25 protein-coding genes and 1 riboswitch are annotated in these 25,433 nt (G+C 40.7%); of the genes, 12 read left to right on the top strand and 13 right to left on the bottom strand.

The features are described 5' to 3' along the window. Positions 1–7 precede the first annotated feature (7 nt). Positions 8–685: a YdeI/OmpD-associated family protein gene (locus J7E81_RS10785; protein WP_215042188.1), complete on the top strand. Its 678-nt coding sequence runs from the start codon at positions 8–10 to the stop codon at positions 683–685. A 112-nt stretch (positions 686–797) separates the two neighbouring features. On the opposite strand, the gene J7E81_RS10780 is transcribed toward J7E81_RS10785, so the two are convergent. The 4 genes from J7E81_RS10780 to J7E81_RS10765 form a co-directional block, all read right to left on the bottom strand. Further along, positions 798–1,301: a DinB family protein gene (locus tag J7E81_RS10780; RefSeq protein WP_215042187.1), complete on the bottom strand. Its 504-nt coding sequence runs from the start codon at positions 1,299–1,301 to the stop codon at positions 798–800. Positions 1,302–1,460: 159 nt separating this feature from the next. Further along, positions 1,461–2,231 carry an NAD-dependent protein deacylase gene (locus J7E81_RS10775; protein ID WP_215042186.1) on the bottom strand — a complete coding sequence of 257 codons (771 nt, stop codon included), beginning with the start codon at positions 2,229–2,231 and terminating at the stop codon, positions 1,461–1,463. A gap of 358 nt (positions 2,232–2,589) precedes the next feature. Continuing rightward, positions 2,590–5,193 (bottom strand): bifunctional acetaldehyde-CoA/alcohol dehydrogenase, encoded by a 2,604-nt coding sequence (gene adhE, locus J7E81_RS10770; protein ID WP_215042185.1) that lies wholly within the window; start codon positions 5,191–5,193, stop codon positions 2,590–2,592. A gap of 139 nt (positions 5,194–5,332) precedes the next feature. Then, on the bottom strand, positions 5,333–5,560 hold the full coding sequence (locus tag J7E81_RS10765) for a hypothetical protein (RefSeq protein WP_215042184.1): 228 nt from the start codon (positions 5,558–5,560) through the stop codon (positions 5,333–5,335). A gap of 293 nt (positions 5,561–5,853) precedes the next feature. Between J7E81_RS10765 and J7E81_RS10760 the strand changes: the two genes are divergently transcribed. The 6 genes from J7E81_RS10760 to J7E81_RS10735 all read left to right on the top strand — a co-directional run bounded on the left by J7E81_RS10760 (position 5,854) and on the right by J7E81_RS10735 (position 11,570). Beyond that, a complete protein-coding gene (locus tag J7E81_RS10760; RefSeq protein ID WP_215042183.1) occupies positions 5,854–6,984 on the top strand; it encodes a CAP domain-containing protein in 1,131 nt (376 codons plus the stop codon). 158 nt (positions 6,985–7,142) lie between these two features. Next, positions 7,143–7,321, top strand: a riboswitch (Lysine riboswitch). A 121-nt stretch (positions 7,322–7,442) separates the two neighbouring features. Then, positions 7,443–8,330: a 4-hydroxy-tetrahydrodipicolinate synthase gene (dapA, locus tag J7E81_RS10755; protein ID WP_215042182.1), complete on the top strand. Its 888-nt coding sequence runs from the start codon at positions 7,443–7,445 to the stop codon at positions 8,328–8,330. 98 nt (positions 8,331–8,428) lie between these two features. Further along, positions 8,429–9,265, top strand: coding sequence for an SDR family oxidoreductase (locus J7E81_RS10750; RefSeq protein ID WP_215042181.1), 837 nt, complete (start codon positions 8,429–8,431; stop codon positions 9,263–9,265). Positions 9,266–9,397: 132 nt separating this feature from the next. Next, on the top strand, positions 9,398–10,180 hold the full coding sequence (locus J7E81_RS10745) for an aldo/keto reductase (protein WP_251028592.1): 783 nt from the start codon (positions 9,398–9,400) through the stop codon (positions 10,178–10,180). 108 nt (positions 10,181–10,288) lie between these two features. Then, a complete protein-coding gene (locus tag J7E81_RS10740) occupies positions 10,289–10,777 on the top strand; it encodes a DUF2243 domain-containing protein (protein ID WP_251028576.1) in 489 nt (162 codons plus the stop codon). Next, complete coding sequence (locus J7E81_RS10735; RefSeq protein WP_251028575.1) at positions 10,767–11,570, top strand: cytochrome c oxidase assembly protein; 804 nt, start codon at positions 10,767–10,769, stop codon at positions 11,568–11,570. Before J7E81_RS10740 ends, J7E81_RS10735 begins: the two co-directional genes overlap by 11 nt. Positions 11,571–11,893: 323 nt before the next feature. Here J7E81_RS10735 and J7E81_RS10730 read toward each other — a convergent pair whose 3' ends face one another. Then, positions 11,894–13,447 (bottom strand): NAD(P)H-hydrate dehydratase, encoded by a 1,554-nt coding sequence (locus J7E81_RS10730; RefSeq protein WP_215042178.1) that lies wholly within the window; start codon positions 13,445–13,447, stop codon positions 11,894–11,896. Between the two features lie 149 nt (positions 13,448–13,596). Between J7E81_RS10730 and J7E81_RS10725 the strand changes: the two genes are divergently transcribed. Further along, positions 13,597–13,791, top strand: coding sequence for an alpha/beta-type small acid-soluble spore protein (locus J7E81_RS10725; RefSeq protein WP_215042177.1), 195 nt, complete (start codon positions 13,597–13,599; stop codon positions 13,789–13,791). Between the two features lie 53 nt (positions 13,792–13,844). On the opposite strand, the gene J7E81_RS10720 is transcribed toward J7E81_RS10725, so the two are convergent. Further along, positions 13,845–14,018, bottom strand: a complete 174-nt coding sequence (locus J7E81_RS10720; protein WP_215042176.1) for a hypothetical protein — start codon at positions 14,016–14,018, stop codon at positions 13,845–13,847. A gap of 296 nt (positions 14,019–14,314) precedes the next feature. On the opposite strand from J7E81_RS10720, the gene J7E81_RS10715 reads away from it, so the two are divergent. Then, positions 14,315–14,608 carry a hypothetical protein gene (locus J7E81_RS10715; protein ID WP_215042175.1) on the top strand — a complete coding sequence of 98 codons (294 nt, stop codon included), beginning with the start codon at positions 14,315–14,317 and terminating at the stop codon, positions 14,606–14,608. Positions 14,609–14,649: 41 nt separating this feature from the next. On the opposite strand, the gene J7E81_RS10710 is transcribed toward J7E81_RS10715, so the two are convergent. The 6 genes from J7E81_RS10710 to J7E81_RS10685 form a co-directional block, all read right to left on the bottom strand. Then, positions 14,650–15,381 (bottom strand): TerC family protein, encoded by a 732-nt coding sequence (locus J7E81_RS10710; RefSeq protein WP_215042174.1) that lies wholly within the window; start codon positions 15,379–15,381, stop codon positions 14,650–14,652. 163 nt (positions 15,382–15,544) lie between these two features. After that, complete coding sequence (locus J7E81_RS10705; RefSeq protein ID WP_215042173.1) at positions 15,545–16,084, bottom strand: NADPH-dependent FMN reductase; 540 nt, start codon at positions 16,082–16,084, stop codon at positions 15,545–15,547. Between the two features lie 122 nt (positions 16,085–16,206). After that, the gene (locus tag J7E81_RS10700; RefSeq protein ID WP_215042172.1) at positions 16,207–16,701 is read right to left on the bottom strand and encodes an endolytic transglycosylase MltG; all 495 of its coding nucleotides are present in this window, start codon (positions 16,699–16,701) and stop codon (positions 16,207–16,209) included. Continuing rightward, positions 16,691–17,071 (bottom strand): hypothetical protein, encoded by a 381-nt coding sequence (locus J7E81_RS10695; protein ID WP_251028574.1) that lies wholly within the window; start codon positions 17,069–17,071, stop codon positions 16,691–16,693. The genes J7E81_RS10700 and J7E81_RS10695 overlap by 11 nt, the downstream gene beginning before the upstream one ends. A gap of 218 nt (positions 17,072–17,289) precedes the next feature. After that, positions 17,290–18,219, bottom strand: a complete 930-nt coding sequence (locus J7E81_RS10690; RefSeq protein ID WP_215042171.1) for an aldo/keto reductase — start codon at positions 18,217–18,219, stop codon at positions 17,290–17,292. Positions 18,220–18,284: 65 nt separating this feature from the next. Further along, the gene (locus J7E81_RS10685; RefSeq protein ID WP_215042170.1) at positions 18,285–18,905 is read right to left on the bottom strand and encodes a hypothetical protein; all 621 of its coding nucleotides are present in this window, start codon (positions 18,903–18,905) and stop codon (positions 18,285–18,287) included. 130 nt (positions 18,906–19,035) lie between these two features. Between J7E81_RS10685 and J7E81_RS10680 the strand changes: the two genes are divergently transcribed. From J7E81_RS10680 to J7E81_RS10670, 3 genes are all read left to right on the top strand, one after another. Continuing rightward, positions 19,036–20,616, top strand: a complete 1,581-nt coding sequence (locus J7E81_RS10680; protein WP_215042169.1) for an acetolactate synthase large subunit — start codon at positions 19,036–19,038, stop codon at positions 20,614–20,616. A 299-nt stretch (positions 20,617–20,915) separates the two neighbouring features. Next, positions 20,916–21,926 (top strand): 2-oxoacid:acceptor oxidoreductase family protein, encoded by a 1,011-nt coding sequence (locus J7E81_RS10675; RefSeq protein WP_215042168.1) that lies wholly within the window; start codon positions 20,916–20,918, stop codon positions 21,924–21,926. Positions 21,927–21,944: 18 nt separating this feature from the next. Then, positions 21,945–24,257, top strand: coding sequence for a thiamine pyrophosphate-dependent enzyme (locus J7E81_RS10670; RefSeq protein ID WP_215042167.1), 2,313 nt, complete (start codon positions 21,945–21,947; stop codon positions 24,255–24,257). A gap of 195 nt (positions 24,258–24,452) precedes the next feature. Here J7E81_RS10670 and J7E81_RS10665 read toward each other — a convergent pair whose 3' ends face one another. Continuing rightward, positions 24,453–25,403, bottom strand: coding sequence for a ribose-phosphate diphosphokinase (locus J7E81_RS10665; RefSeq protein ID WP_308162193.1), 951 nt, complete (start codon positions 25,401–25,403; stop codon positions 24,453–24,455). Positions 25,404–25,433 lie beyond the last annotated feature (30 nt).

Here is a 25,433-nt window from a genome sequence, read left to right as displayed (position 1 = left end):
TAAAATCATGGCTGCCCCAAAAAGTGTAGTGGATAAATTAAACTTGGAGAAATATGCAAACAAACTTATCCTCCATAAACCTGAACAAATCGATGAATTCCAAGAACTAGAGTATGACTCCTCTATTGAAAAAGATACTTATGATCTTATCTTTAGTTTTATTTTTAGCTTAGAGGAATTCACAAGAGAACTTCAAAATGTAATTGAGAAAAAATTGCTAGAGGACAATGGCTATTTATACTTCGCTTACCCAAAAAAGAACAATAAAGTATATAAAGAATACATAGACCGTGACAGTTTTATTAGTGCCCTCCCTTCCGATGAGGACGGATATGTGCTAAACAGCAACATCAAGTTTGCCAGAATGGTAAGCCTAAATGATGTGTTTACTATTGTTGGTTTAAAGTCCACCCCCAAAAAGCCGAAAAAATCGGCCAGCAGCAAAAGCAGCCAATGTGTGGATGACTACATTGTTCATATTGATGATATTAAACAGTACCTGCAAAAAAATGAGGAACTGTTAAACAAATACAATGAATTAACACCAGGCTATCAAAAGGATTGGGCCCGCTATATCTATAGCGCAAAAAGAAAAGAAACACAGGAAAAACGTCAGCTTGAAATGGAGACGGTTTTAGGCGAAGGCTATAAAACAATCGAATTATATAAACAGGCTAAAAAATAACCGAAAAAAAGATGCCTGGTTTGATTAATCTAAACCAGGCATCTTTTAATATATCCGCTATCAGTTTACATAATATAATTATTGTTACCTTAAATAAACAATCTTCGCTTTTTTATAGTGCTGGTGCTTCCATTCCAATTTGGCTCCATTCTTCTCTTGACGGACCATAGATTCCAGGAACCTGCAACCCTGCTTGACGCATTAAAACAGTCATCTGTCCGCGATGATGAATAATATGTTTAATTAAAAGTGAAAGTGTGGCCGCCTTTGGCATATTCATCCCAAACACATTCTGCATTTCCTGTAATGACTCATCTGTCCATTGTTTTTGTACTTGTTCCACAACATCAGCACTGACCTTTCTAAAAGTGTCAGCAATTTCTTGTGCAGATGCAGGGGTTCTGTCCGCGTTTTCCACATTGGTAATCGTTATTCCAAATTCATTTATCATGCCAGGAGTACTGGTAACAATGTGCCAGGCAATTCTGCCTAATGTTCGATCCTCTGAGGATACTGGTTGTTGAAGCGACTCGTCCGTTAAGGCATCCAAAACCTTTTGGGTAGATGCAGCTTCCTGGTTCCATTCTTGGCTAAATTCATTAATAGAAGTAAACATGATATTCTCCTCCGATTCATCTATCCTATTCATTACTGGCCAAATTTTGGCAACTAAAGTATATCATTCCAATCACTAAAGACAAAGTGAATTTAAATCCTCGTCCGAAAAAAGCTCAGGGCCACCCGACATACAGAATGTCCCCCGAGCTTAATTTTGTCAGTTAACATTTTCATTCATCGTCATAAGTGTTGTTCCAATTGATTCTTTTATAACAAAGGTATTCGGTGCAAAGTCGTATGGAGTATCTCCCTTATTAATAATAATAACCGGGACCCCGGCACTTTTATATTGCGGAAAGGTGGAGAAAGGCGTTACCTTTAAACTGGTTCCTAATACTAATAAACAGTCTCCCTTGCGAATTTGATTAAGAATATGGTTAAACCCTTCCATTGAAAACCATTCACCAGTATCCCCAAACAAAACCACATCCGGTTTAATGAACTGGTCTTCTTTCCGTTTTGTTTTACAATGACTGCACACATAAAAATCCTCGATTGTTTCGAACCGAGTAATCATCTCACTAATAGCATAAGTCTTTCCGCAGTTTTGACAGGTGGCTGTTTTGATTGTTCCATGAAACTCAATTACATTCGTGCTGCCTGCTTTTTGATGAAGACCGTCAATATTTTGGGTAATAATCGAGCTTACCTTACCTTCTCTCTCCCACTTCGCCAGGATTTGATGACCTTTATTTGGAACGGCCTCTGGGTGGTACAAATTTTCAATCGCAAACTGATAAAATTCTTTTGGGTATTTATAAAAATAATCGAGCGAAAGGATGTATTCAGGTGCCAGTTTATAAATCCCTGTTCGCGAACGAAAGTCTTTGATACCTGATTCCGTGCTAATGCCCGCACCAGTCAGAACAATAATGTTCTTGGCATCTTTTAGAATCTTGGTACATGTTTCCATCGTGTTTTTATCCATGTAAAATTCCCCCTTCTACTCTTTCATACCTTTACTTAGTTAATGTCAACCTAAATGTGGTAAATATTATATATCCTTAGGGAATTTTTCAACTGATATCTGGGATATTAAACTTATAATCACACAGCTCGAAAAAAACGAAAAGGATGGCTGACAAAATGATCGAAATCCCAAGAACTCTATATTGTGAGCAATGCCAAAAGGAAACAGAACACATGGTTCGAGAAGACGCCCTTGAAATCGAATATACCTGTACTGAATGTAATAAGCATGAAGATATAGTCAAATCGTTTTTCTAAGGAGTTTTTAAAAACAACAAAAAACTCAAACCAATAGGCTTGAGTTTTTTGTACTTTCATTAAATACCTTTGTACGCTAAGCGATAGATTTCAGCTAATTCTGTTACCAACGGAAGTTTAGGATTTGCTGTTGTACATTGATCTTCGAAAGCTCGATCGGATAGTAAGTCAATCTTACTCTCAAATTCTGCTGAATCTATCCCATTTGCGGCAAGACTCATTGGAACTTCCAATTCCTGAGCTAAGCGGATAATCGCTTGAACCAAGCTTTCTACCCCTTCTTCAATAGTAGCTGCTGGTAAACCTAACGTTCTTGCAATCTCAGCATAGCGCTTGTCGGCCTTGAAGTGATTGTACTTAGGGAACGCCGTAAACTTCTTAGGCTTTGTTGCATTATAACGAATAACATGCGGTAATAGAACAGCATTTGCACGTCCATGTGCAATATGGAAATCCGCCCCCAGCTTATGGGCTAAGCTGTGGTTAATGCCTAAGAATGCGTTCGCAAAGGCCATGCCGGCAATGGTAGATGCGTTATGCACTTTCTCGCGGGCTTCTTCATCTTGGCCATTTCGATAAGCTCTTGGGAGGTATTCAAATACAAGCTGAATAGCTTTCATCGCTAGTCCATCAGTGAAATCATTTGCCATACAAGATACATAGGCTTCAATTGCATGTGTCAAGACGTCGAGACCAGTATCAGCTGTGATATGTTTTGGAACCGTCATAACAAATTGCGGATCGATAATGGCAACATCCGGTGTTAACTCATAGTCAGCTAAAGGATATTTGATATTGGCTTCTTTATCCGTAATAACAGAGAAAGATGTGACTTCAGAACCTGTACCGGATGTTGTTGGAATCGCAACAAACTGTGCTCTTTGACCTAAATGAGGATATTTGACAATCCGTTTACGAATATCAAGAAATTTTTGTTTTAAGCCAAAGAATTCAGCATCTGGATATTCGTAGAACAGCCACATTCCTTTAGCTGCATCCATTGCAGACCCGCCGCCTAGGGCAATAATCACATCAGGCTGGAAGTTTGCCATCATTTCGGCGCCCTTCATAACCGTTTCGATAGATGGATCTGGCTCAACATCAGAGAAAATTTCACAATGTACATAATCCGGACGCTTCCGTAAGTAGTAAAGGACTCTGTCCACATATCCTAATTTCACCATTCCAGGGTCAGTAACAATAAAAGCTTTAGAAATTTTCGGCATTTTTGCTAAATATTGAGTTGAATTTTTCTCAAAATAGATTTTAGATGGCACCTTAAACCACTGCATATTCACGTTCCTCTTAGCTACTTTCTTAATATTTATTAAATGAACTGCACCTACGTTTGTTGAAACAGAGTTGCCGCCATATGTTCCGCAGCCAAGTGTTAAGGATGGCATATAAGCATTATAGATATCTCCGATGGCACCTTGTGAAGATGGAGCATTGACAATGATTCGTCCTGCCTTCATACGTAAACCATACTGTTTAATTACGTTTTGATCATTGGTATGAATAACAGCAGAGTGCCCTAAACCGCCAAATTCAAGCATTTCTTCTGCCCTTTTTAGGCCTTCATCTGTTGAATTCACTTTATAGCAAGCTAAAACTGGACTTAATTTTTCCCTAGACAGCGGATACTTAGGACCCACACCCTTCAATTCCGCTATAAGGATTTTTGTGCCTTCCGGAACCGTCACTCCAGCCTTTTCAGCAATTTTAAATCCAGGCATACCGACAATATCAGGGTTAACTGCACAAGAATGTTCGTTTATGACTAATTTTTCTACCTTTTCTTTTTCTTCTTCACTTAAGAAATAGCAGTTGTTAGCGATCATTTCATTTTTTACATCTTTGTAAATTTCTTTATCAATAATAACGGCTTGTTCAGACGCACAAATCATACCATTATCGAATGTTTTTGAAAGAATTAAGTCATTCACCGCTTGTTTAAGATTAGCTGTTTTTTCAATGTAGCATGGAACATTTCCTGGTCCAACTCCTAGAGCTGGTTTTCCTGAGCTATATGCGGATTTCACCATGCCCGCACCGCCAGTGGCCAGAATCATGGATATTTTATTATGGTTCATAAGTGCTTGTGTTGCTTCTAAAGAAGGTGTTTCAATCCATTGAATACAATTCTCTGGTGCCCCTGCTTTAATGGCTGCATCCCTTAACACTCTGGCCGCTTCACTGCTGCATTTTTGTGCGGATGGATGGAATGCAAAGATGATTGGATTCCGTGTCTTAATGGAAATGAGTGATTTAAACATGGTAGTTGATGTTGGATTGGTCACAGGTGTTACCCCTGCCACAACACCCACTGGCTCGGCAATTTCAATCATGCCTTCGTGTTCATTCTCATTGATAATACCAACTGTCTTGTTATATTTAATATTGTGATAGACATACTCGGTTGCAAACATATTTTTAATGATTTTATCCTCGTAAACGCCTCTTCCAGTTTCTTCGACAGCGAGTTTGGCTAGAGGCATGTGCTGATCAAGACCTGCAAGTGCCATTTGCTTAACAATCTCGTCAATCATCTCTTGATCAAAACCTCTAAATTCCTCTAAAGCTTTTAAACCCTTTTCAACCAAGACATTAATCATGTTTGTTACATCCTGTTTGCCTTTTACTTGCTTTTCTACTACTGACATGATATTCCCTCCAATTATTATCTATGTGAATCATTTCACATATTAGTATAAAAAAATTAGATTTCCGACAAGCAACTTTTCAATATTATAGTTGTGAAGTATTTCACAACTATAAGTAAATAAGAAAGCAAAAATTGGTTTATTCACACACTGGATTGCGTGGGATTTTTTCAAATAAGATTTCGGTTAGCACTTTGGAGTATTTTTTAACAATGACTACATAATTAACTGTCCAAATACAACATGGGATCTCTTCATTTTCTTTCATAAGCATTGCTTCAAATGGGTCACCCACTAATTCTTCGAAGATTTCTTGGGTATAAGTTTCAGAATCTGTTGAGAAGGTTTGCCATTCACAAATCATCATGTCTTATCACTCCTTGTTTCTTTATGGTTACATCATAACACGAAAACACGATAATAGTTTGTGAAATATTGAACAAACTTTGAACAAGTGGATAGTTTTACTAATAGTAGTTCAAAAGCACTAAATAAGCCGTTTTTCAGATAGAATTGTATGGTTCGGATCGATAACTTTGAAAACGTTTTCAATTATAAAATTATATTAAAATACTGTATTCTACCAGTTGCTTCTATAAGCATATTACTTATATATTTAAAGAATATTGGTTAAAATTTTAATAGAATGGAGGGAAATCGATGGTTCGTTTTCTAATGATTATTGTAGCTTTATTTTTAATCCACTCATCTTGGCCTTTCTTAGAAAAACAATTTAATCATACAAGCCTTACAAAAGACATTTCTGAAATGAATACACTGAAGGATAACTCAAACATTACCGAGACCATCCAAGCAATTTATCGCGAAGTCCAGTCTACCGTGAAACAGCTTGGTGTTCTAGTAAATAACCGTCAAGAGAACCAACAACCAATCGAATCAAAAAAAGAGGCGAAGATAGAATTAACTACACCGGCCCAACAGGAATTTTCCATTTTTAATATTGAACTTGGTGATAACCGGGATGATTTAATTGAAAACCTGGGTACTCCGATTCGTTCTACTCTAAATGACTATGGTACCACATGGAATACCTATCATGACCATTACCGCAATTTTTTTATGGTGATGTATGATGATAATCATAAAGTAGCCGGACTATATACGAACCAAGATTTAATAGCCTCTAAAAATGGGATTAAATTAGGGACCGCTAAACAGACAGTTCGCAACATACTGGGTAAACCGCTAACGACGATTCAAAAAGGGCTCGTATTATATAAACTATCCGATCAGGAAGACTATGATGTTTTCCTGCGTGATAATGACTATATCACCATATTTTATGATAAACATCAAGGAGATACAGTTACTGCCGTCCAATTGATTAGCAAGAATCTAGAAAATAAGAAACTCGATATTTACCCGAAAGCAAGTTCGCAATTAAAAGAGGGCTTTGAGTATCAATTGTTTGATTTAACCAACGCCGCCCGGGTCCAGCACAAGCTTCCCGTCCTCACATGGGATCAACATGTCCAAGCGACCGCCCGCAAGCATAGTACAGATATGGCCGTGAATCATTATTTTGACCACACCAATCTTAAGGGCCAATCACCGTTTGACCGGATGGCTGCAGATCATATCGTGTTTCAATTAGCTGGCGAAAACCTGGCATATGGGCAATTTAGCAGTATTTTTGCCCATGAAGGCTTAATGAATTCACTCGGACATCGAGAAAATATTTTACGACAAGGCTACAAGTATCTAGGTGTTGGCGTCGCCTTTAATAATGAATCCCAACCCTACTATACAGAAAATTTCTATGCAAAATAGATGCACGGGGACGGTTCTCTTGCTTCTTTTGAAGCAAGAGAACCGTCCCCCATGATTCCTACCTTTTAAGAAATTGGCAATTTATTTTTCTTGTATTTATCAAAATAATTTGATATATTACTAATAATTACATACTTTCTTACTTCAATACCTTTTGAAGTGAGGATAGAGGCGCAAAGACCATCAGTACGCTATATGAGGATAATGAGGTCCTATGACAATGGTGGAAAGGGGAATTTGCCGAAGCGGATAGGATCTCATTGGTCTTGAAGCTGGTTCTGTGTTGAATAAGCACAGAATTGTCATATAGGAAACTATATGGAGGGCTATCTCACGCATAGGAACTTTATTTTGATGTTTCTACAGCAGCAGCGACCCTCGTTGTTGCTTTTTTGCGTTGACATCAGATTGGCCTTACCCCTCTAATTTATAAAAAAAATTACAAAGGGTGAGAAAAAATGAATTTTGGCCAAGTATTAACCGCAATGGTTACACCATTTGATCAAAATGGTGATGTAGATTTTAACGCCGCAAGATTGTTAGTTAACTATTTAATTGAAAATGGCACAGAAGGCTTAGTCGTATCCGGTACAACTGGTGAGTCTCCTACTCTAACATTGGAAGAAAAAGTAGCATTATTTAAATTAGTGGTGGAGGAAGCAGCCGGACGGGTGCCGGTTATAGCTGGTACTGGCTCCAACAATACACGTGCCTCCATTCAGTTAACGAAACTTGCTGCTGAAGCGGGTGTAGATGGTATTTTACTAGTTGTTCCCTATTACAACAAACCCTCGCAAGAAGGAATCTATCAACATTTTAAAGCGATTGCCGAATCAACAGTTTTACCAGTCATGCTGTATAATATCCCTGGCCGCTGTGGTGTTAACATGTCAGTTGATACTGTTGTTCGCCTCTCAATGATTCATAATATCGTGGCTGTTAAAGAAGCAAGCGGCAACTTAGATGCAATGGCAGACATCATAAGTAAAACGCCTGATCATTTCTCCCTTTATAGTGGCGATGATGGGTTAACCCTTCCAGTTTTAGCCATTGGCGGAACAGGAGTGGTTTCGGTTGCTTCGCACATTATCGGAAACGAAATGCAGGACATGGTGAGAAAATTTAAAAATGGACAACTTGATGAAGCTGCAGCTGCACATCGCACACTCCTCCCACTGATGAAGGGCTTATTTGCTGCACCGAACCCAACACCTGTGAAAGCCGCCCTAAATATGACCGGTATCCATGTTGGTGAAGTACGTTTGCCATTGGTGCCATTAACGGACGAAGAGAAATTAACATTAGAGAAGCTGCTCCCAGCTAACAAACTTGTAAGTGTAAGTTAAAACCAAAGGGCTGCCTTTTAAGGGCAGCCTGTTTTTTTACCTATAATGTTTAATAATTCCCCCCTGCCAAATCTTTCCTCTTTGAAAGGAGAAACAGAATGGATCGAAAAACAGCAATTGTAACGGGGTCTTCAAGCGGATTTGGTTTACTCTGCGCAATTGAATTGGCCTTGAAGGGTTTTACCGTCATTGCAACAATGAGAGATACGAACAAAGCAAAGGCTTTAATCGAGGCCGCCAAAGAAAAACAAATGGAGAAGTATATACAGGTTACCTCGTTGGATGTTACTTCAAGTGACTCGATCCGACAGTTTAAATTATTCCTTGAAAACTATTCTCACATTGATGTGTTGGTAAACAACGCTGGCGTTGCCGTCGGAGGTTTTAGTGAAGAACTGTCTTTAGAAGATTATCGGCGGCAATTTGAAACCAACTTTTTTGGAGTGATTGCTGTGACGAATGCCGTTCTGCCCCTCATGAGAGCTAGAAAACAAGGCCGAATTATTAATATGAGCAGTATCAGCGGAAGAATTGGTTTTCCTGGTTTATCTGCTTATAGCGCATCCAAACATGCACTAGAAGGTTACAGTGAAAGTTTAAGGCTTGAAGTACGTCCCTTTGGGATTGATGTATCCTTAATCGAACCTGGTTCATATCAAACGAACATTTGGACGAGCGTTGATCAACTCGAAAACAACCCGGATTCGCCTTATACCTTTTATATGGAGAGCCTCTTAAAAGAAATTAATAATGGCAAAACTGATTATGGCGACCCAAGGGATGTCGCTAAACTAGCCGCCCAGGTTGCCAGCACGGCTGGAACGCCTGACCTTCGTTATCCGATCGGCAAGGGCGTGAAGACGAATCTATTTCTTAAAATGACACTGCCGTGGAAGCTTCTTGAATCCGCAATATTAAAGCGGCTTAATCCTTAATTTGTTATAGGGAATTCTGTTTGGTTGATTCTTCCATGCTGACGGTACTATACTATGTATTGAATGACTGATAAGGAGGAGAAGAGATTGAATAGCTTACAATCCAGCACCACACTACATAATGGGGTAAAAATGCCATGGTTTGGACTTGGTGTCTACAAGGTACCCGAGGGTGAAGTGGCTCTTGAATCCGTAAAAATGGCTATTAAAGCCGGGTACCGAAGCATTGATACTGCCGCACTTTATGAGAATGAAGAAAGCGTTGGTAAAGCCATTAAAGAATCAGGGGTTTCCCGTGAGGAACTTTTTATTACTACAAAAGTATGGAATAGCGACCAGCGCAATGATTCTGTTGAAGAAGCTTTTGAGACAAGCTTACGGAAGCTTGGCCTTGACTACGTTGATTTGTATTTAATCCACTGGCCAGTAAAGGAAAAATATAAAGACACTTGGAAGGTCCTTGAGAAGTTATATAAAGAAAAGCGTGTTCGTGCGATCGGAGTAAGTAATTTTAACATCCACCATTTAGAAGATCTGATGTCTGTTGCTGAAATTAAGCCAATGGTGAACCAGGTGGAGTTACATCCTCTTCATGCGCAGCCTGAACTGCGCAGCTATTGCAAACAACAACAGATTCAAATAGAGGCCTGGGCACCGCTTGGTCAGGGCAGACTGCTTGACCATCCGGTATTACAGGAAATTGCTTCGGCCCATCACAAATCAATCGCACAAGTTATTTTACGCTGGGATATCCAGAATGAAATCGTAACAATACCTAAATCGATTCGTGAAAGCCGTATTAAAGAGAATGCCAATATCTTTGATTTCACCCTATCAGAGAGCGATATAGAAAAAATTAATGCCCTTAATGAGAACCTGCGATTTGGTGCTGATCCGGATAATTTTAACTTTTAGTATGATGGGACTGTCCTTGCGGGCGGTCTTTTTGTTTTCGATTGATTATGGACGGTCCTTTAAGGGTAAAGTGAATGATAAATAAATGATTGTACGTAGGTGAAGAGTTTGAATCATTCTAGAAGTAGTAAAGATCTTTCCACTCACATCAAGAAAAACCTTTGGTCAGGGGTGCTTTTTGGGATTGGGCTCGTTGCTTTTATTGACGAGACCATCTTTCATCAAATCCTTCATTGGCATCATTTTTACGATAAAGCCACAACAGCTGCTGGTTTGGTTTCGGATGGATTTTTCCATGCGTTTAGTTGGTTTTTTACAGTAGGCGGGTTATTTATGGTTGCAGATATCCGGCGCAGGAAGGTATGGCAGGCAAAAAAATGGGCGGCTGGTGTGCTTCTTGGCGCAGGTAGTTTTCAATTATATGATGGGATCATCCAGCATAAACTGATGCGGCTTCATCAGATCCGTTACCATGTCAACCTCTTACCCTATGACATGGTATGGCATATCACGTCTGTATTGATGCTGTTAATCGGCCTCGTTCTTCTTATTCGTTCTGCTAAAAAAACGGGAGCTGTTTCAGAACATGGTCAATAGTCAGCATATGGTGCCTAGCCATGGGTCCTTGGGTGCTGATTTTATCCTTATGCTTCCCTTCATTTTTGCTCTGGTGATTTATTTGCTTGGAGTGGCTAAGAGTATCCTTTCGGGGAAAAATTGGCCTGTTTACCGAGTATTGATTTGGCTGATTGGTGTATGCTGCGCTCTTGCCGCCGTTACGGGACCCATCGCTGCACATGCCCATCACGATTTTATGGCACATATGCTGGGGCATTTGCTTCTCGGCATGCTGGCACCGCTTCTTATGGTTTTGGCGGCACCAATGACGCTGATTCTAAGAACGGTTGATGTGAAGCTGGCTCGCCGTTTATCCCTGATTTTAAGAAGTGAATTTTTACGTTTTGCGAGCAGCCCTTTGATTGCTTCGATTTTAAATATTGGCGGTCTTTGGCTGCTTTATTGCAGTACTCTATATCAAGAAATGCAAAATAATGCTCCTTTGCACGTGCTGGTTCATATCCATATATTTCTGGCTGGATATTTGTTTACATCGTCGATGATTTATATAGATTCAGCACCACACCGAACGAGCTTCTTGTATCGTGCGATTGTATGTGCGACCGCTTTGTCGGGTCATGGGATTTTAGCCAAATATATTTATGCTCATCCGCCTGTCGGGGTGCCTGCGGAACAGGCGAAAACGGCCGGAATGTTAATGTATTATGGCGGAGATGTTGTTGATCTTGTTTTAATTATTATATTTTGCTATCAGTGGTATAAGTCTGCACGGCCAGTTAGGGCAGTGGATCCATCCTATGGAGGCCAATAAAACGGTTTGGTTTACTTGTCGAGTTGGGTTGGATTGACCGTTTGGATGGGGTCGGCTTATGAAGTAGGTCTCATTGACCGTCGTAATCAAAAAATCTAACTTGCGGGAAATGACAGACCGCTTCATTGACCTTAACAGCCAAAAATACTCACTCTAGGGCAATGATAGACTGCTTCATTGACCTTCCCAACCAAAAAATCTTACTCCCGGTCAATGACAGACCGCTTCATTGACCATCCCAACCAAAAAATCTAACTCTCGGGCAACGACAATTCGGATCATTGACCGTCCAAACCAAATATACCTCTGTCATTGGGTCCATTTTAATTCATCAACACCCGCAGCTGCTCCCTAATCCCCTCAACCAAATCCAAAGGTCCTACACCGTAACTAGACAAAGCCACAGCCTTCTCTTCCCCTGCTTTGGCATGCAAATAACTCGCCGTCAAAAGCGCCTTAACTGGTGTGGCACCCTGCGCTAAAAACGAAGCAATCATCCCCGTCAACACATCCCCACTCCCGCCCTTACCGAGCGCATCATGTCCGTGTGGATTAATAAACACATCTCCATCTGGCGTCGCAATAACCGACCTATGTCCCTTTAACAGCAAATATACGCCGTAATCTTGGGCAAAAGTCTTCGCAATACCTATCCGATCCTCTTCCACCTCTTTAACCGTCTTATTTAACAACCGCGCCATTTCTCCAGGATGTGGTGTAAACAGGACATCCCCTTTATAGTCCCACACCATATCCAACTCATCGCGGAGGAAATACAAAGCATCGGCATCCACGACAATCGGCTGTATTGTCAATAAAGACATCAATGATTTCATCCAAGCCTCACCTCCAGGAAACCGGCTAATCCCCGGACCAATCGCCACACTCGTAAATTGATGTATTACAGTTGAAAGGTGATCAATCGCCCTAGCAGAAAAATGTCCTTCCTCATCCGCCAGCGGCAAAAATAGTGACTCCGGATTTTGGGCAGCTGCCATAGGATAAATACTCTCTGGCAAGGCTAATGTGACCAACCCCGCACCCGCATTGAGCGCCGCCTTTGCCGAAAAAATCGGTGCCCCAACATAGGACTTTGATCCCCCCACAACCAGTACATGACCAAACGTCCCCTTATGGCCATGTTTGGGTCTAAGCGGAACCGAATTATTCACCAACTCTTTTGTTAGGACCCGCGGCATCGCTAGTCCAAGATCCTTAACAATCGAAGGCGGCACCGAGATATCAACAGCCTTCCATTCTCCCACAAACTTTGGACCATCTTGTAAAAAGAACCCTCTTTTAGGAAAAACAAAGCTAATCGTCTTTGTTGCTTTAACCGCCGTTCCCTCCACCTTACCACTATCACTATTCACACCAGAAGGGATATCCACAGAGATAATGATCTTTTTCCCTGCATGTTTATTTACCATTGAAATAACCGACCCAAAAGGTTCTCTGACTGGTCCGCTTACACCCGTTCCTAAAAGCGCATCAACAATGACATCTGCCTGGTTAATTTGAGATTCAACATGTTCGAACGAGCTTTCATGCAGATTAAGAATAGGTAACTGACGATTATGATACACATCAAAATGAACTCTGGCATCCCCCTTAATCCGCTCAGGTGGTACCACCAAACATAACAGGAGGTCAAAGCCTAAATCATATAGCCTCCGTGCAATCACGAACCCATCTCCGCCATTATTCCCGCCCCCCGCAAGGATCAGCACACGAGGATTTACATGAGTAGAACTTGCCACAATCTCTTCGACAACCCTTCCCCCGGCATTTTCCATTAAGACAACACCAGGCAATCCAAGTTTTTCAATCGTATAGTGATCCATTTGCTGCATTTCCTTTTGTCCTGCAACCAACATAAAAACACGCTCCTTTTCCCTTCCCCTATTATAAACCTTTCCCAAGTGAATGGCAGTTTCGCACTATATGTATTCAAAAAACCAAATAGGATAAATTATATACGAGCATCTGTATAGCTGCTCAAAAAAATCGTCGGGAGTGATGTATCATGGGTAGAAACAAACTTTTGGTTCCTGGTTCAGACGATGTCCTTAATCAAATGAAAGAGGAAATTGCCAATGAGTTTGGAGTTCAACTTGGTGCTGATACGACCGCACGAGCAAACGGCTCAGTTGGGGGCGAAATGACCAAACGGTTAGTCGCTTATGCTGAGCAGGCTCTACGAAATCAACAAGGTCAATAGCCTTGGAGATTTTAAAAGGGTGTCCAGCTCTGGACACCCTTTTCATACAACATTTAATTAGCAAACAAAATTTTGATTTCACTCTCCGCTTCCACCATTCGGCCAAATCGATATCCCTCAATCAGCACATGTCGTTCATGATCGGTTAAGCGGCGGTTCCATTTTGTTTCTAAATAAAGAATCACATCATTATAAAAAATTTCCGGATATTCAAAAGGGGTATTCATCAAATACTTTCTCCTCCTTTTCTTAATCGCCTTGTCTTATCCATCATGTCCAAAATCTCGACTATTTAAAAAGGATGTCCGCAACATTTGGCGAAAAATCATAAACGAGATTTGGAATAATCCCTTTTATCATAATTTATGCAGGATATCAAAATTTGTATAGTTCAATTGCCATAGGGAGGAATCATTATTTTTTTAAAATAGGGAATACTAGTTGTGAAAATCGTTTAAAACTATGTAAACTGACAAAAACCGGTTTATATTTATTATATTATAGGAAAGCGGTGAATGTGTTTATGAATCAGGATTTTTCCATTAATCATGAACAGATGCCTCACTTCAAAAGTCACGAGGAAGCACGAACTTATTTTAAAAATCTATACGGCGATCGTTTTTTATTAAGAGGAACTGATATCCAGAATGGTACAAAGGTCACCATGTACCATCTAGTAAAGAAACCTGAAGTGTATCAACCCTACATGGAAAGTTTTTCGCATGACATAAAACACGAAATAACAAACATGGATGTGTTTAAAAGCTATAACACGATTGAAATCGATGAAAATGGAAATGTTCATTTCCAATCCTAAACAGCAAAAAGGAAGGCATAATCACTGCCTTCCCTCTGGATTTACATGGTGGTTTCTTTCCCGGCTATTTTTCGGATGAAATGTATAATGAAGGTACTTAAGAAGATTCCGATTAGGATACTAAAAAACACAAATTCGTCCATATGGAATCCAAAGGCGGAGACGATCATCTTCACACCAATAATCGCCACAAGGATAAAAGCCGTTGTCTCGAATTCAGGCACTTTTTCGATTAAAGCAAGGAAAAGGTGCGCAACCCCCCGCATCATCAAGATTCCGATGACCCCACCAAGCAGCAAAATCCACTCTTGATTCGAAACACCAAACGCGGCAATGACACTATCAAAACTAAAGGCAATATCCATCAGCTCCACCGTTAACACGGTCCTCCAAAAGCCTTTTTTTCGACCTTGAACTTCATCGTCCTGTTCATTTTTATTTAAAAGATTTTGAAAAACAATCCAAAGCAGATAGTGACCCCCAATAATCTTGATCCAAGGAATCGTGGTTAATGTGACCCCAATTCCAATCGCTATTACTCGAAAAAAATAAGCACCGAATATCCCATAAAATAAGGCTTTTTTTTGCTGTTTCTTTGGAAGGTGTTTGACCATCACCGCTAAAACAAGGGCATTATCAGCCGACAGCAGGCCTTCAAGAATAATCAAGGTACCAATGACTCCCCAGCTAGCTGGATTGGTAAATACCTCTTTAAAAGCCTCCAATGAAAAAATCGTACTATAACTATTTAAAATATCTTGTAAGAAGTCCATCTGAATCTATGTCTCCCTTTCCCATTCCAAGTAGTTTGTCCCAAAATCAACAGGTTTGTCTCCCTACTTAAATGTATGAAAGGCAGTTGAATATATGACATCCATTCTTTTTAGCAAAAAAAAGCCTGTACTCTCTATAAAAGAGGGAGTACAGGCTGAATTTCTATTCTTTTATTAAGTCAATAAACCGTTCAACGACCTCATCTACAAATTTAACTGTTGCTTCGTCTGCTAGTCTGCCAGTTTTCTCATCAAATTTAGCCATAGCTTGATTAATAAGAATCTCATTACCAACTGGCGATAAAAGCTTTACTTGTAAGGCCGTTAATATTTGACGCAATTGAAGCTGTGCACGTAACGTTCCCATCAGCCCTGTCGCAGCACCAGCTACCATAACTGGCTTGCCAATTAACACCTTATCTACACGTGATAGCCAATCAAGAGCATTCTTTAATACCCCAGGAATCGACCAGTTGTATTCCGGAGTTATAATAATCACGCCGTCCGCTTCTTTGACTTTACTTTTGAACTCTACAACTGAAGATGCAGGATTTAATTCCTCATCCTGGTTATAATGCGGAAGTACTCCAAGATCTAAGACTTCTAAATCAAATTTAGCTGCGAATCGTTCCTGAATCGTATTTGCCAACTGCTTGTTATAGGAATCTTTTCGTAAACTGCCTACAAGTGCAACAATTTTCATTTTTTATCCACCTTTGTTTATGTAATAAAATAATTATAAAAATAGTTACTTTGATTATCAAATTTCTTGCTTAAAAATTCTATTATAAAAAGCCGATTTCTGATCGAAACCGGCTTTTTTACTTATTTAAAGATAGTCGCTACAACCTGATCGTAGGTCATCTTACTGTCCACCACGAACACACCTGGTTTTAATTTGTTTTCCAGCTTTTTCGCTTCAATGTCCTTTGAAAAATCAAAGGCATTCTTCACGATATTCGCCGCGACAAGGACTCTTCCAATATCAATGCTGGTCATACCATCCGTAACATTGACAACGACCCGTGTTACAGGCTTAGTCGTATCGGCAGCAGCAGGAGCTGCTTTTGCTTGAACAGATGCCTTGGCATCCTGGACTTGCTTATCATTTTCAGCTTTTGTTTGAACAACATAACCTTCCTCTTGAAGCTGCGCTTTCATCTCTGCTGAAGTAGGCTGAACTTTCTTGGTTGCCGTGGTTACAGACGGTTTAACTGACACATTGGCAGAATCACTTTTTCCAGAAAGATACACAGCACCACAAATCGTCGTAGTGATCAGCATTCCGGCTGCAAAGCTGCTAAGTAAGTTAATTTTCATTGGCAACCTTTCTCCCTTCCTTTGTTGTGCGGTAAGGAGCAAGCATTTTTTCAAGTTCATTTACGCTTACCTGTTTCATTTCAGCAATGCTTTCTGTAGAGTAATTACGGTTTGTTAAATCAAGTACTTCACGCATGAAGACTTTGTCTTCCGAAGAAAGTTGAACGCCTGCTTCCTTCATGACTACTTCGAGATCAAGTTCAATATTTCTAATTGAATCTTGAATAGCATTGATTTCCTTCATTGTGGAAATATGAATTAAATCAATTTGATTATGTTCTGCCTTTGATTGTTTAGACGTCTTTGAAATTGATAGTACGAGCAATATAATTGATATCCCAAACAATCCGGCTAAAGTCCACTCCATCATGGTAATTACCCTCCAATAGTTTCTAACAATTTCTTATTATACAACCAATCTAGTATTTTTGCCTATTTTAACTGCAAAATACGGAAAAAGTCGGAGGATTTTGGCAATTTGCGGCGAATTAGGTAAAGTTATCATTCTAATTTTCTTTTATTTTCTATGATTTCAGCTAAAGTTCTCATTAAAAAAGCGATGAGTCTTAATTCTCATCGCTCTTTACTTTATGAATAAAAAATTTGATCAATTTCTTGGATTTCCGATTCTGTTAACTGAATGTCTAATGTTTTAAGATTATGAAGAACCTGTTCTGGCCGTTTTGCACCAGGGATGATGACATCAATGGCTTCACGGGTTAAATACCAGGCGAGGACAATATGGGACACTTCGGTTCCTTTATCATTGGCGATTTTACGAATGCGCTCTATTTTTTCCAAGGTCGCTTCAAAGAGATCTTTTTTAAAATACTTCCCGCGCTTTTCATCTAAATTAGTATGTTTGTCGTATTTACCTGTTAATAAGCCAGAGGCAAGCGGGAAATAGGGAATAAAGGAAATGCCGTTGTTGATCACATAAGGAAACAATTCCTTTTCAGCCTCTCTAGCTAATAAGTTATACTCGCCTTGGTAGACATCGACATAACCATCTTTGTTAGCCTCTTTTAACTGCTCCATCGAAAAATTAGAAACGCCTATCGCCCTAATCTTACCTTCGTCCTTTAGTTGTTGTAAGGCGCCAACAGCTTCATCTTTAGGTGTATCTTTATCAGGAAAGTGGATATAAAAAAGATCTATGTAATCAGTTTGGAGCCGCTGTAAGGCCTCTTCAACGGCTTGTTTTAAAAAGGCAGGCGAATTATCAACCACGATTTCGTTCCCTGCGAATTTATGGGCTGCTTTAGTAGCGATGACAATCTCGGAGCGTTTGCCACTCTCTTTCACGACTTCCCCGATCATTTCTTCGGATCGTTTTGGACCATAGATGAACGCTGTATCCAAAAAATTAATACCGTTAGCAAGTCCCGTTCGGACTAATTCTCTGCCGGCATTCTCGTCAAGATTCGGAAATAAATTGTGACCACCCACCGCATTGGTGCCTAGACCAATCGGATTAACAACTAAATCAGTTTTTCCAATATGAACTTGTTTTGCCATTTACCAATCATCTCCTTTTTCGTTTATGATAGCAGATTCTTTAACCGTAGACGAAGGAATTGGCTTTAAAAAATCAGGCTTCGTAACTCCTCATCCATAAATTCACCCAGTATTCCTTGTTTACTATGAAAATAACGATAAATTTCCTCATTTGAATAGTCCTCTTTTAGTCCTTTAATAATTGTTTTCAAGTAAGGATGTGACGGCTTTTTCCACTCCACATCATTAATGTCCCATGGTGCCGTAAAAGTAAAAATGGGATGCCCCTTTTCTTCTCCCAAATACAAGATATTTCCATACCAAGCATTCCCTCGGAAAATTTTTGAACGGTCTTTCCTGACTTCATCCAAATTCAAATCAATCTCTAGACCATTATTTTCCTGACTAACGATCCCTTTAAACTGTTCCAACGTGATTAGGTATTTTTTACTGTAGGTTTCAACATTAGGTTCCGGGGTTAAACCAATAAAGGCAACCCCTTTTGATTCCCATTTAGCTGCTTCCTTTGCAAAGTAAAGCGGAAAATTCATCGTGAAAGTGGACGAATCTATCGGGAGTGAAGGATCTTTACAACCTGTTTCAACCTTTGAAGACCCTTCTGGTTTGCCGCCTTTTATATAACATAAAAAGCGGTCCGTATTCATATTTGATCCATAGCTTGCATACCAGACATACTTATCTTTCATCCTTATCACCCAGTTTCTACCTGTTTTCTTTATTTTACCACGAAAGATCTGTTAGTAGATCACTGCTTATGATTCCGCAAGTATTAGTTAAGACTATAGTTAATCATTCCTTTTCCAATAGGAGGACATTATGAAACTTACTGATGTAATCGTAGAATGCTTAGAAAACGAAGGGGTTGAATACGTATTTGGAATCGTTGGCACCGAGACACTTGATCTCGTCGATTCCCTATCCAAATCAACGAAAATTAAATATGTAAATGTCAGACACGAGCAAGGTGCAGCATTTATGGCCGATGTGTATGGAAGATTAGCAGCCAAGGCAGGCGTCTGTTTATCAACTCTTGGTCCCGGAGCCGCCAACCTCGTGACGGGAATTGCAAGCGCACAGCTCGACCATTCACCACTAGTAGCATTAATTGGCCAAGCAGGTATCGAACGTCATCATCCCGAATCACACCAGTACATCGATATCATCAAGCTGTTAGAGCCGGTAACAAAATGGGCTACACAAATCCTAGATGGCCAAACCATGCCCACCGTTATCCGAAAAGCTTTTAGATTAGCCTTAATCGAGAAACCAGGTTCCGTCGCCATCACCTTGCCAGAAAACTTTGCGGCCGAACAAATGACAAAAACACCTTTGCCCGTTACGTCTCTACCAGAAATGATTCCTGATATGGAATCGGTCAATGAGGCCATTAATCTTATTCAAGCATGTAAAAAACCCTTCATTCTATTTGGAAACGGAGTCATCAGGCAAAAGGCCTCACAGGAGCTCGAGACCTTCATCCACACCCTTCAATCCCCTGCCACGCATAGCTTCATGGCGAAAGGGGTATTACCGAAAAACGACCCGCTTAATTTTTATACCTTTGGGTTCAAAGAAAACGATGCTGTCCTCCCTGGCATTCAAGAAGCGGACCTGTTAATTGTCATCGGCTTCGATTTCGTCGAACAGCTGCCAAATGCCTGGAACAAAGACAAACACCCAGTATTACATATCGATACCCTGCCTTCGGAAGTGAACGAATATTATCCGGTAAAAGGCGAGCTCGTCGGAAATATAAAGAAAACTCTACATGCTTTAAACCAAGCTGCACTGACTGCAAAATCATGGAGTCCAACGGGCAGCCTCCAAGCAAACATAGAAACAAGCTATCAAATAAATAAACAAGTAGATGAATCACTAACGATCGAAAATGTTCTCAAGCTGATTGAAAAACATTCCACAGAGGACACCATACTTATTTCCGATGTCGGCGCACATAAAGTATCGATAGCCAAAACCTATCAACCTAATAGCCCGAACCGGTTAATTGTCTCTAATGGCCTCGCTACAATGGGGATTGCAATTCCAGGGTCCATCGGGGCTAAACTAGCATGCCCAAACGATCCGGTTATTTGTATAACCGGTGACGGTGGTGCCCTCATGAATTTTGCAGAAATCGAAACCGCCATGCGTCTCGGACTCTCCTTCACCATCATCGTGTTGGATGATTCAATGTTAAAGCTTGAAGTCATGCAAATGAACAAGAAGTTTGGCGAAAGCTCCGGGGTAACCTTTCAAAACCCTGATTTTGTTCAACTGGCCCAGAGTTTTGGAATTAAGGGTGTCCGCCCAACTACGAGCACCGAATTAGAAACGATACTAAAAGAACCACAAAAAGAGATTGTGCTCGTTGACCTTGTCACACACCCCCCCAAATAGCTTGGTATATGACAAAAGAGAAAAGGCAATGCTTCGAACCACTTAAGGTTTGGGGCATTGCTTTTCTATTGTTATACAACAAGTCGAACTGTACTATATCAACATGCAAATAAAAGTGTAACTGATTTTTACAAAATCTAACATACCTTGAATAGGTCGCTATTAAAAGTGATCTCTATTTTTGAAATAAAAATTCTGTTGTAACTAATTATGCATCCTGTTACAATAACATCATAGAATTTATAGAAAATTTATAAAATTCTAATTGTTATCGATCGATCAGATTGGAGGAGTGCTTGTTGTCAAAATTACCAAAAGTGAATGAATTAGGTTTCTTTGAAATCCGTCTCGAATCGATTGGCGGTTTAGGAGCCAACCTGGCCGGAAAGATGCTTTCTGAGGATGGGGTTGTTGGAAACGGACTCAATGGAGTCGGCTTTTCATCCTATGGATCCGAGAAAAAAGGATCGCCCGTAAAAGCACATATTCGTTTTTGTGATCCAGAAACTAATATACGCGACACCACACCAATAGAACGTCCACATGTTGTCGGCATTTTCCATGATGCCCTTTTCAAAACAATCGATTGTACAAGTGGGATCTACCCCGATAGCACCATCTTAGTAAACTCACAAAAAACTCCTGACGAACTCAAACTAGCTATGAAAATTCCTGGCGGGACCATCGCCATCGTAGATGCAACAGGAATAGCCCTCGAAGAACAAACCAAAGCCAATACCGCCATGCTTGGGGCACTTTATCGAATCTTAGATTTCTTAGACCCCGAGTCGATGAGGCAGACGATTCGCCGCACATTCGAAAAGAAATATCCACATCTAGTCGAGCCCAACATCCGTACCTTCAATCGCGGTTTTCATGAGGTCAAATTCCAAACCTACTTAGTAGATGAACAGACACCGATTCTTCCATTTAAACGGGCAGAACCGCTGCTCGGGTATGAAACCCAGACGATCGGCGGGACCATCATAAATCCGGGAAACAGTATTTTAAAGGACTTAAGCATTTCTCGTGCCGGAATGCTGCCGCATTTTCATGATGATAAATGTATTAATTGTGCCGCCTGCGATACCGCCTGCCCAGACTTTTGCTTTGTTTGGGAAGAAAAAGCGGATAAACGCGGTCGCCCGCAAATGTTTCTGCAAGGGATTGACTATCAATATTGTAAAGGCTGTTTAAAATGTGTTCATGCTTGTCCTGTTGAGGCCTTAACGAGTGAGCGGGAATACAACGACGGCTATGCCGATCAAAACCGTGTACCTCATTTATTTGATCTAGCGATTCGAAACTAAGGAAAGGGCGGGGAATTTATGTCTATCGAAATTAACCAAGAAAATATAACTGTTTCAAAAGGAACGATTGAACAGAGTATTGTGTTTGAATCTGGTAATGAAATGGCTGCCTATGCAGCCCATCAAATTAATTATCATGTAATGGGCTATTATCCAATCTCTCCTTCGACTGAGGTCGCACAGTTCCTTGATGGAATGAAAGCAAAGGGAGAACATGATATCGTGTTAATTCCCGCTGACGGAGAGCACGGTTCAGCCGGTATTTGTTATGGTGCGGCCACTGGCGGTGGACGAGTCTTTAATGCGACGAGTGCGAACGGTTTTTTATATATGTTAGAGCAGCTCCCTGTTCAATCCGGAACCCGCTTTCCAATGGTATTGAATTTGGTAAATCGCTCTGTGTCGGGACCTTTAAATATTCATGGTGATCATTCTGACCTCTATTTTGCCTTAAACACTGGCTGGCCGATCTTGATGGCCCGTGATCCGCAAATCGTTTATGATATGAATATTATTGCTATTAAACTAGCAGAAGATCCTGAAGTACGCCTGCCGGTCATCGTCTCGTTTGACGGTTATTTTACCTCTCATCAAAAACGGCGGGTTCAGGTTATGAAGCACCGTGCTGATGTACAAAAATTTATTGGCGAACAGCCGAGGAACTTCCCTCATGCTTTGGACCGGGAAAATCCTGTGACAATTGGACCGTATATGAATGAACCCGACTATATTAATAACTGTTACCAACAATCTGAGGCGATGTATAAAGCTGAGCATGTGTTCGAAAGAATTTCTCATGAATATGCGGAGTTAACAGGCCGGGAATATCCAGTTCTTGATTTGTATCGGATGGATGATGCCGAGGTTGCGGTATTCATGCTGAATTCTGCCGCGGAGGTATGTAAAGATGTCGCCGATAAACTGCGTGCAAATGGAATCAAAGCTGGAGTGATCTCCCCTAACATGATCCGTCCCTTCCCGCAGCAAAAATTAGCGGAAGCATTGAAAAATGTAAAAGCGGTTACCGTTGGTGACCGGGCGGACTCCTATGGGGCTCATGGCGGTAATATGGCCCTTGAGGTTAGAGCAGCACTGCAAACCGTTGGGAATTCTCATACAAAGGTGGTAAACCGGGTCTACGGATTAGGTGGTAAGGATTTCTATGCTGACGAAGCAGAGTTGTTTTTCCAATTGGCTCAAGAAGCGGCAGATAAAGGGTTCGTTGAAAAACCGTTCGACTACTTTGGCCATAATCCTGGTAAAGCCGAATTCGCCCCGAAACGCGTCTTAAATCCAATGAAAAAAGAAGATTTGAATACGGGATTAATCACCGTCACCCCTGATGAGAAAACCGGAGAATTAAAGGTGAAAATCCCGCCATTACGAAGCTTAACGAAAAAGCCAAAACGACTTGCCTCCGGCCACGGCGCGTGCCCTGGATGCGGTATATTCTCAGGCTTAGAGTTATTTTTCAAAGGAATAGAAGGAGATATTGTCGCCTTATTCCATACAGGTTGTGCAATGGTCGTCACAACCGGGTTCCCTTACAGTTCCCATAAAGCAACCTACATCCATAATCTCTTCCAAAATGGTTCGGCTACATTATCCGGTCTTGTCGAAATGTTCCATGAACGAAAACGCCGTGGTGAATTAGATGAACTGGGACTATCCGATGATTTTACCTTTGTGATGGTGACGGGTGACGGCGGGATGGATATCGGAATGGGTCCGGCGATTGGAACGGCACTCCGGAACCATAAAATGATCATCCTTGAGTATGATAATGAAGGCTACATGAATACAGGCAGCCAGCTCTCTTATTCGACACCGATGGGACATATGACTAGTACCTCTAGTGTCGGAGCCTTCCAAAAAGGAAAACCGTTTCATCACAAGGATACCGCGCAAATTATGGCGGCAACCCACATCCCTTATGTCTTTACAGGAACGGAAGCTTTTGACCGGGATCTTTTGAAAAAGGCGGCTAAAGCCCAATGGTATGCTCAAAATGAAGGTTTGGTTTACGGGAAAATTCTGATTACCTGTCCGTTGAACTGGAAATCCAAGGATGAATTGGGCCAGTCGATTGTTGAGGCGGCTGTGAATTCCTGTTTCTTCCCGCTTTACGAGGTCGAACGGGGCATTACCACCCTCACATATGATCCTGAGTCTAAAAACAAGCGATTACCTACTACGGATTGGTTGAAAATGATGGGGAAAACTAAGCATTTGCTAAATGAAGACAGCCAAGAACTATTGAAAATGTTTGATGAGGAAGTGGAACGCCGCTGGATGAGACTGAAGGCGAAGCATGAAAGTCCTTATTTATAAGATCAGGATGATTGGGGAATTTTTTTCGCTGATATAGTTTTAAAAAAAGCGCTGATAAATGCATGGAAATCGCCGATAAATTGATTAAAAGCGTTGATAATTGCTTTAAAAGCGCCGATAACTCCTTTGAAAGCGCCGATATAATATAGAATTTTAAAAAAATCCCGCTGCGAGCACTCTCACAGCGGGATTTTTTTATTCAAACAACGGACTTACTGCTTTTTCATTATGAATACGTTCAATTGCATCCACCATTAATGGAGCAACCGATAAAGTGGTGATTTTATCAATCCGCTTCTCTTCAGGCATTTCAATCGTATTCGTAACGACTAATTCTTTAATTGGAGACGATTCAATGAGGCTAATCGCTTCAGCAGAAAAGACAGGATGGGTGCAGCATGCATAAATTGCTTTTGCTCCCCTCTCCACTAAAGCATTGGCAGCCAAAGTAATCGTTCCGGCTGTATTGATTAAGTCATCCACGATAATAGCATTTTTGCCCTCGATATTTCCGATCACGTGCATGATTTCAGATACACCACATTCTGACTGTCTACGGTCTATTAAGGCAATAGGGGCATTTAATATACTCGCTAATTTCCTCGCTCTAATAACCGCACCATTATGCGGAGCAACGACAACAACATCTTCTAATCCTTTTTTCTCAAAATAGTTTCCGAGGATGGGATTAGCGATTAGGTGATCGACCGGTATGTCAAAAAAACCTTGTAATTGCGGCGCATGGAAGTCCATTGTAAGGACCCTTGAGGCACCCGTTGTTTCTAAGAGTCTTGCCACTAACTTCGCTGTAATCGGCTCACGTGGTTTAGCGGTACGGTCTTGTCGAGCATACCCATAGTAAGGGATAACAACGTTGATCATTTTTGCTGAAGCTCGTTTCAAGGCATCTACCATCACCAAGAGCTCCATAATATTGTCATTGATTGGCTGCGAAGTTGATTGAATCAAAAATACATCACTGCCCCGCACACTTTCTTCAATATTTATTTGTATCTCACCATCGCTAAATTGTTTGACAGAACTCTTTCCTAATTCACAGCCCAAAAGTTTAGCCATTTCTTCAGCAAGTTCACGATTCGAATTTAATGCAAACATCTTAAAACTTTTCTTCAGTTGATATGTCACCTTTGATCCCCCATGATATATTATTGATTC

This window comes from Bacillus sp. ISL-18, assembly GCF_018613415.1.
Classification (GTDB): domain Bacteria; phylum Bacillota; class Bacilli; order Bacillales; family Cytobacillaceae; genus Neobacillus.
Note: the sequence above shows the minus strand (reverse complement) of the source record. Positions and strands in the feature narration are given on the sequence as shown.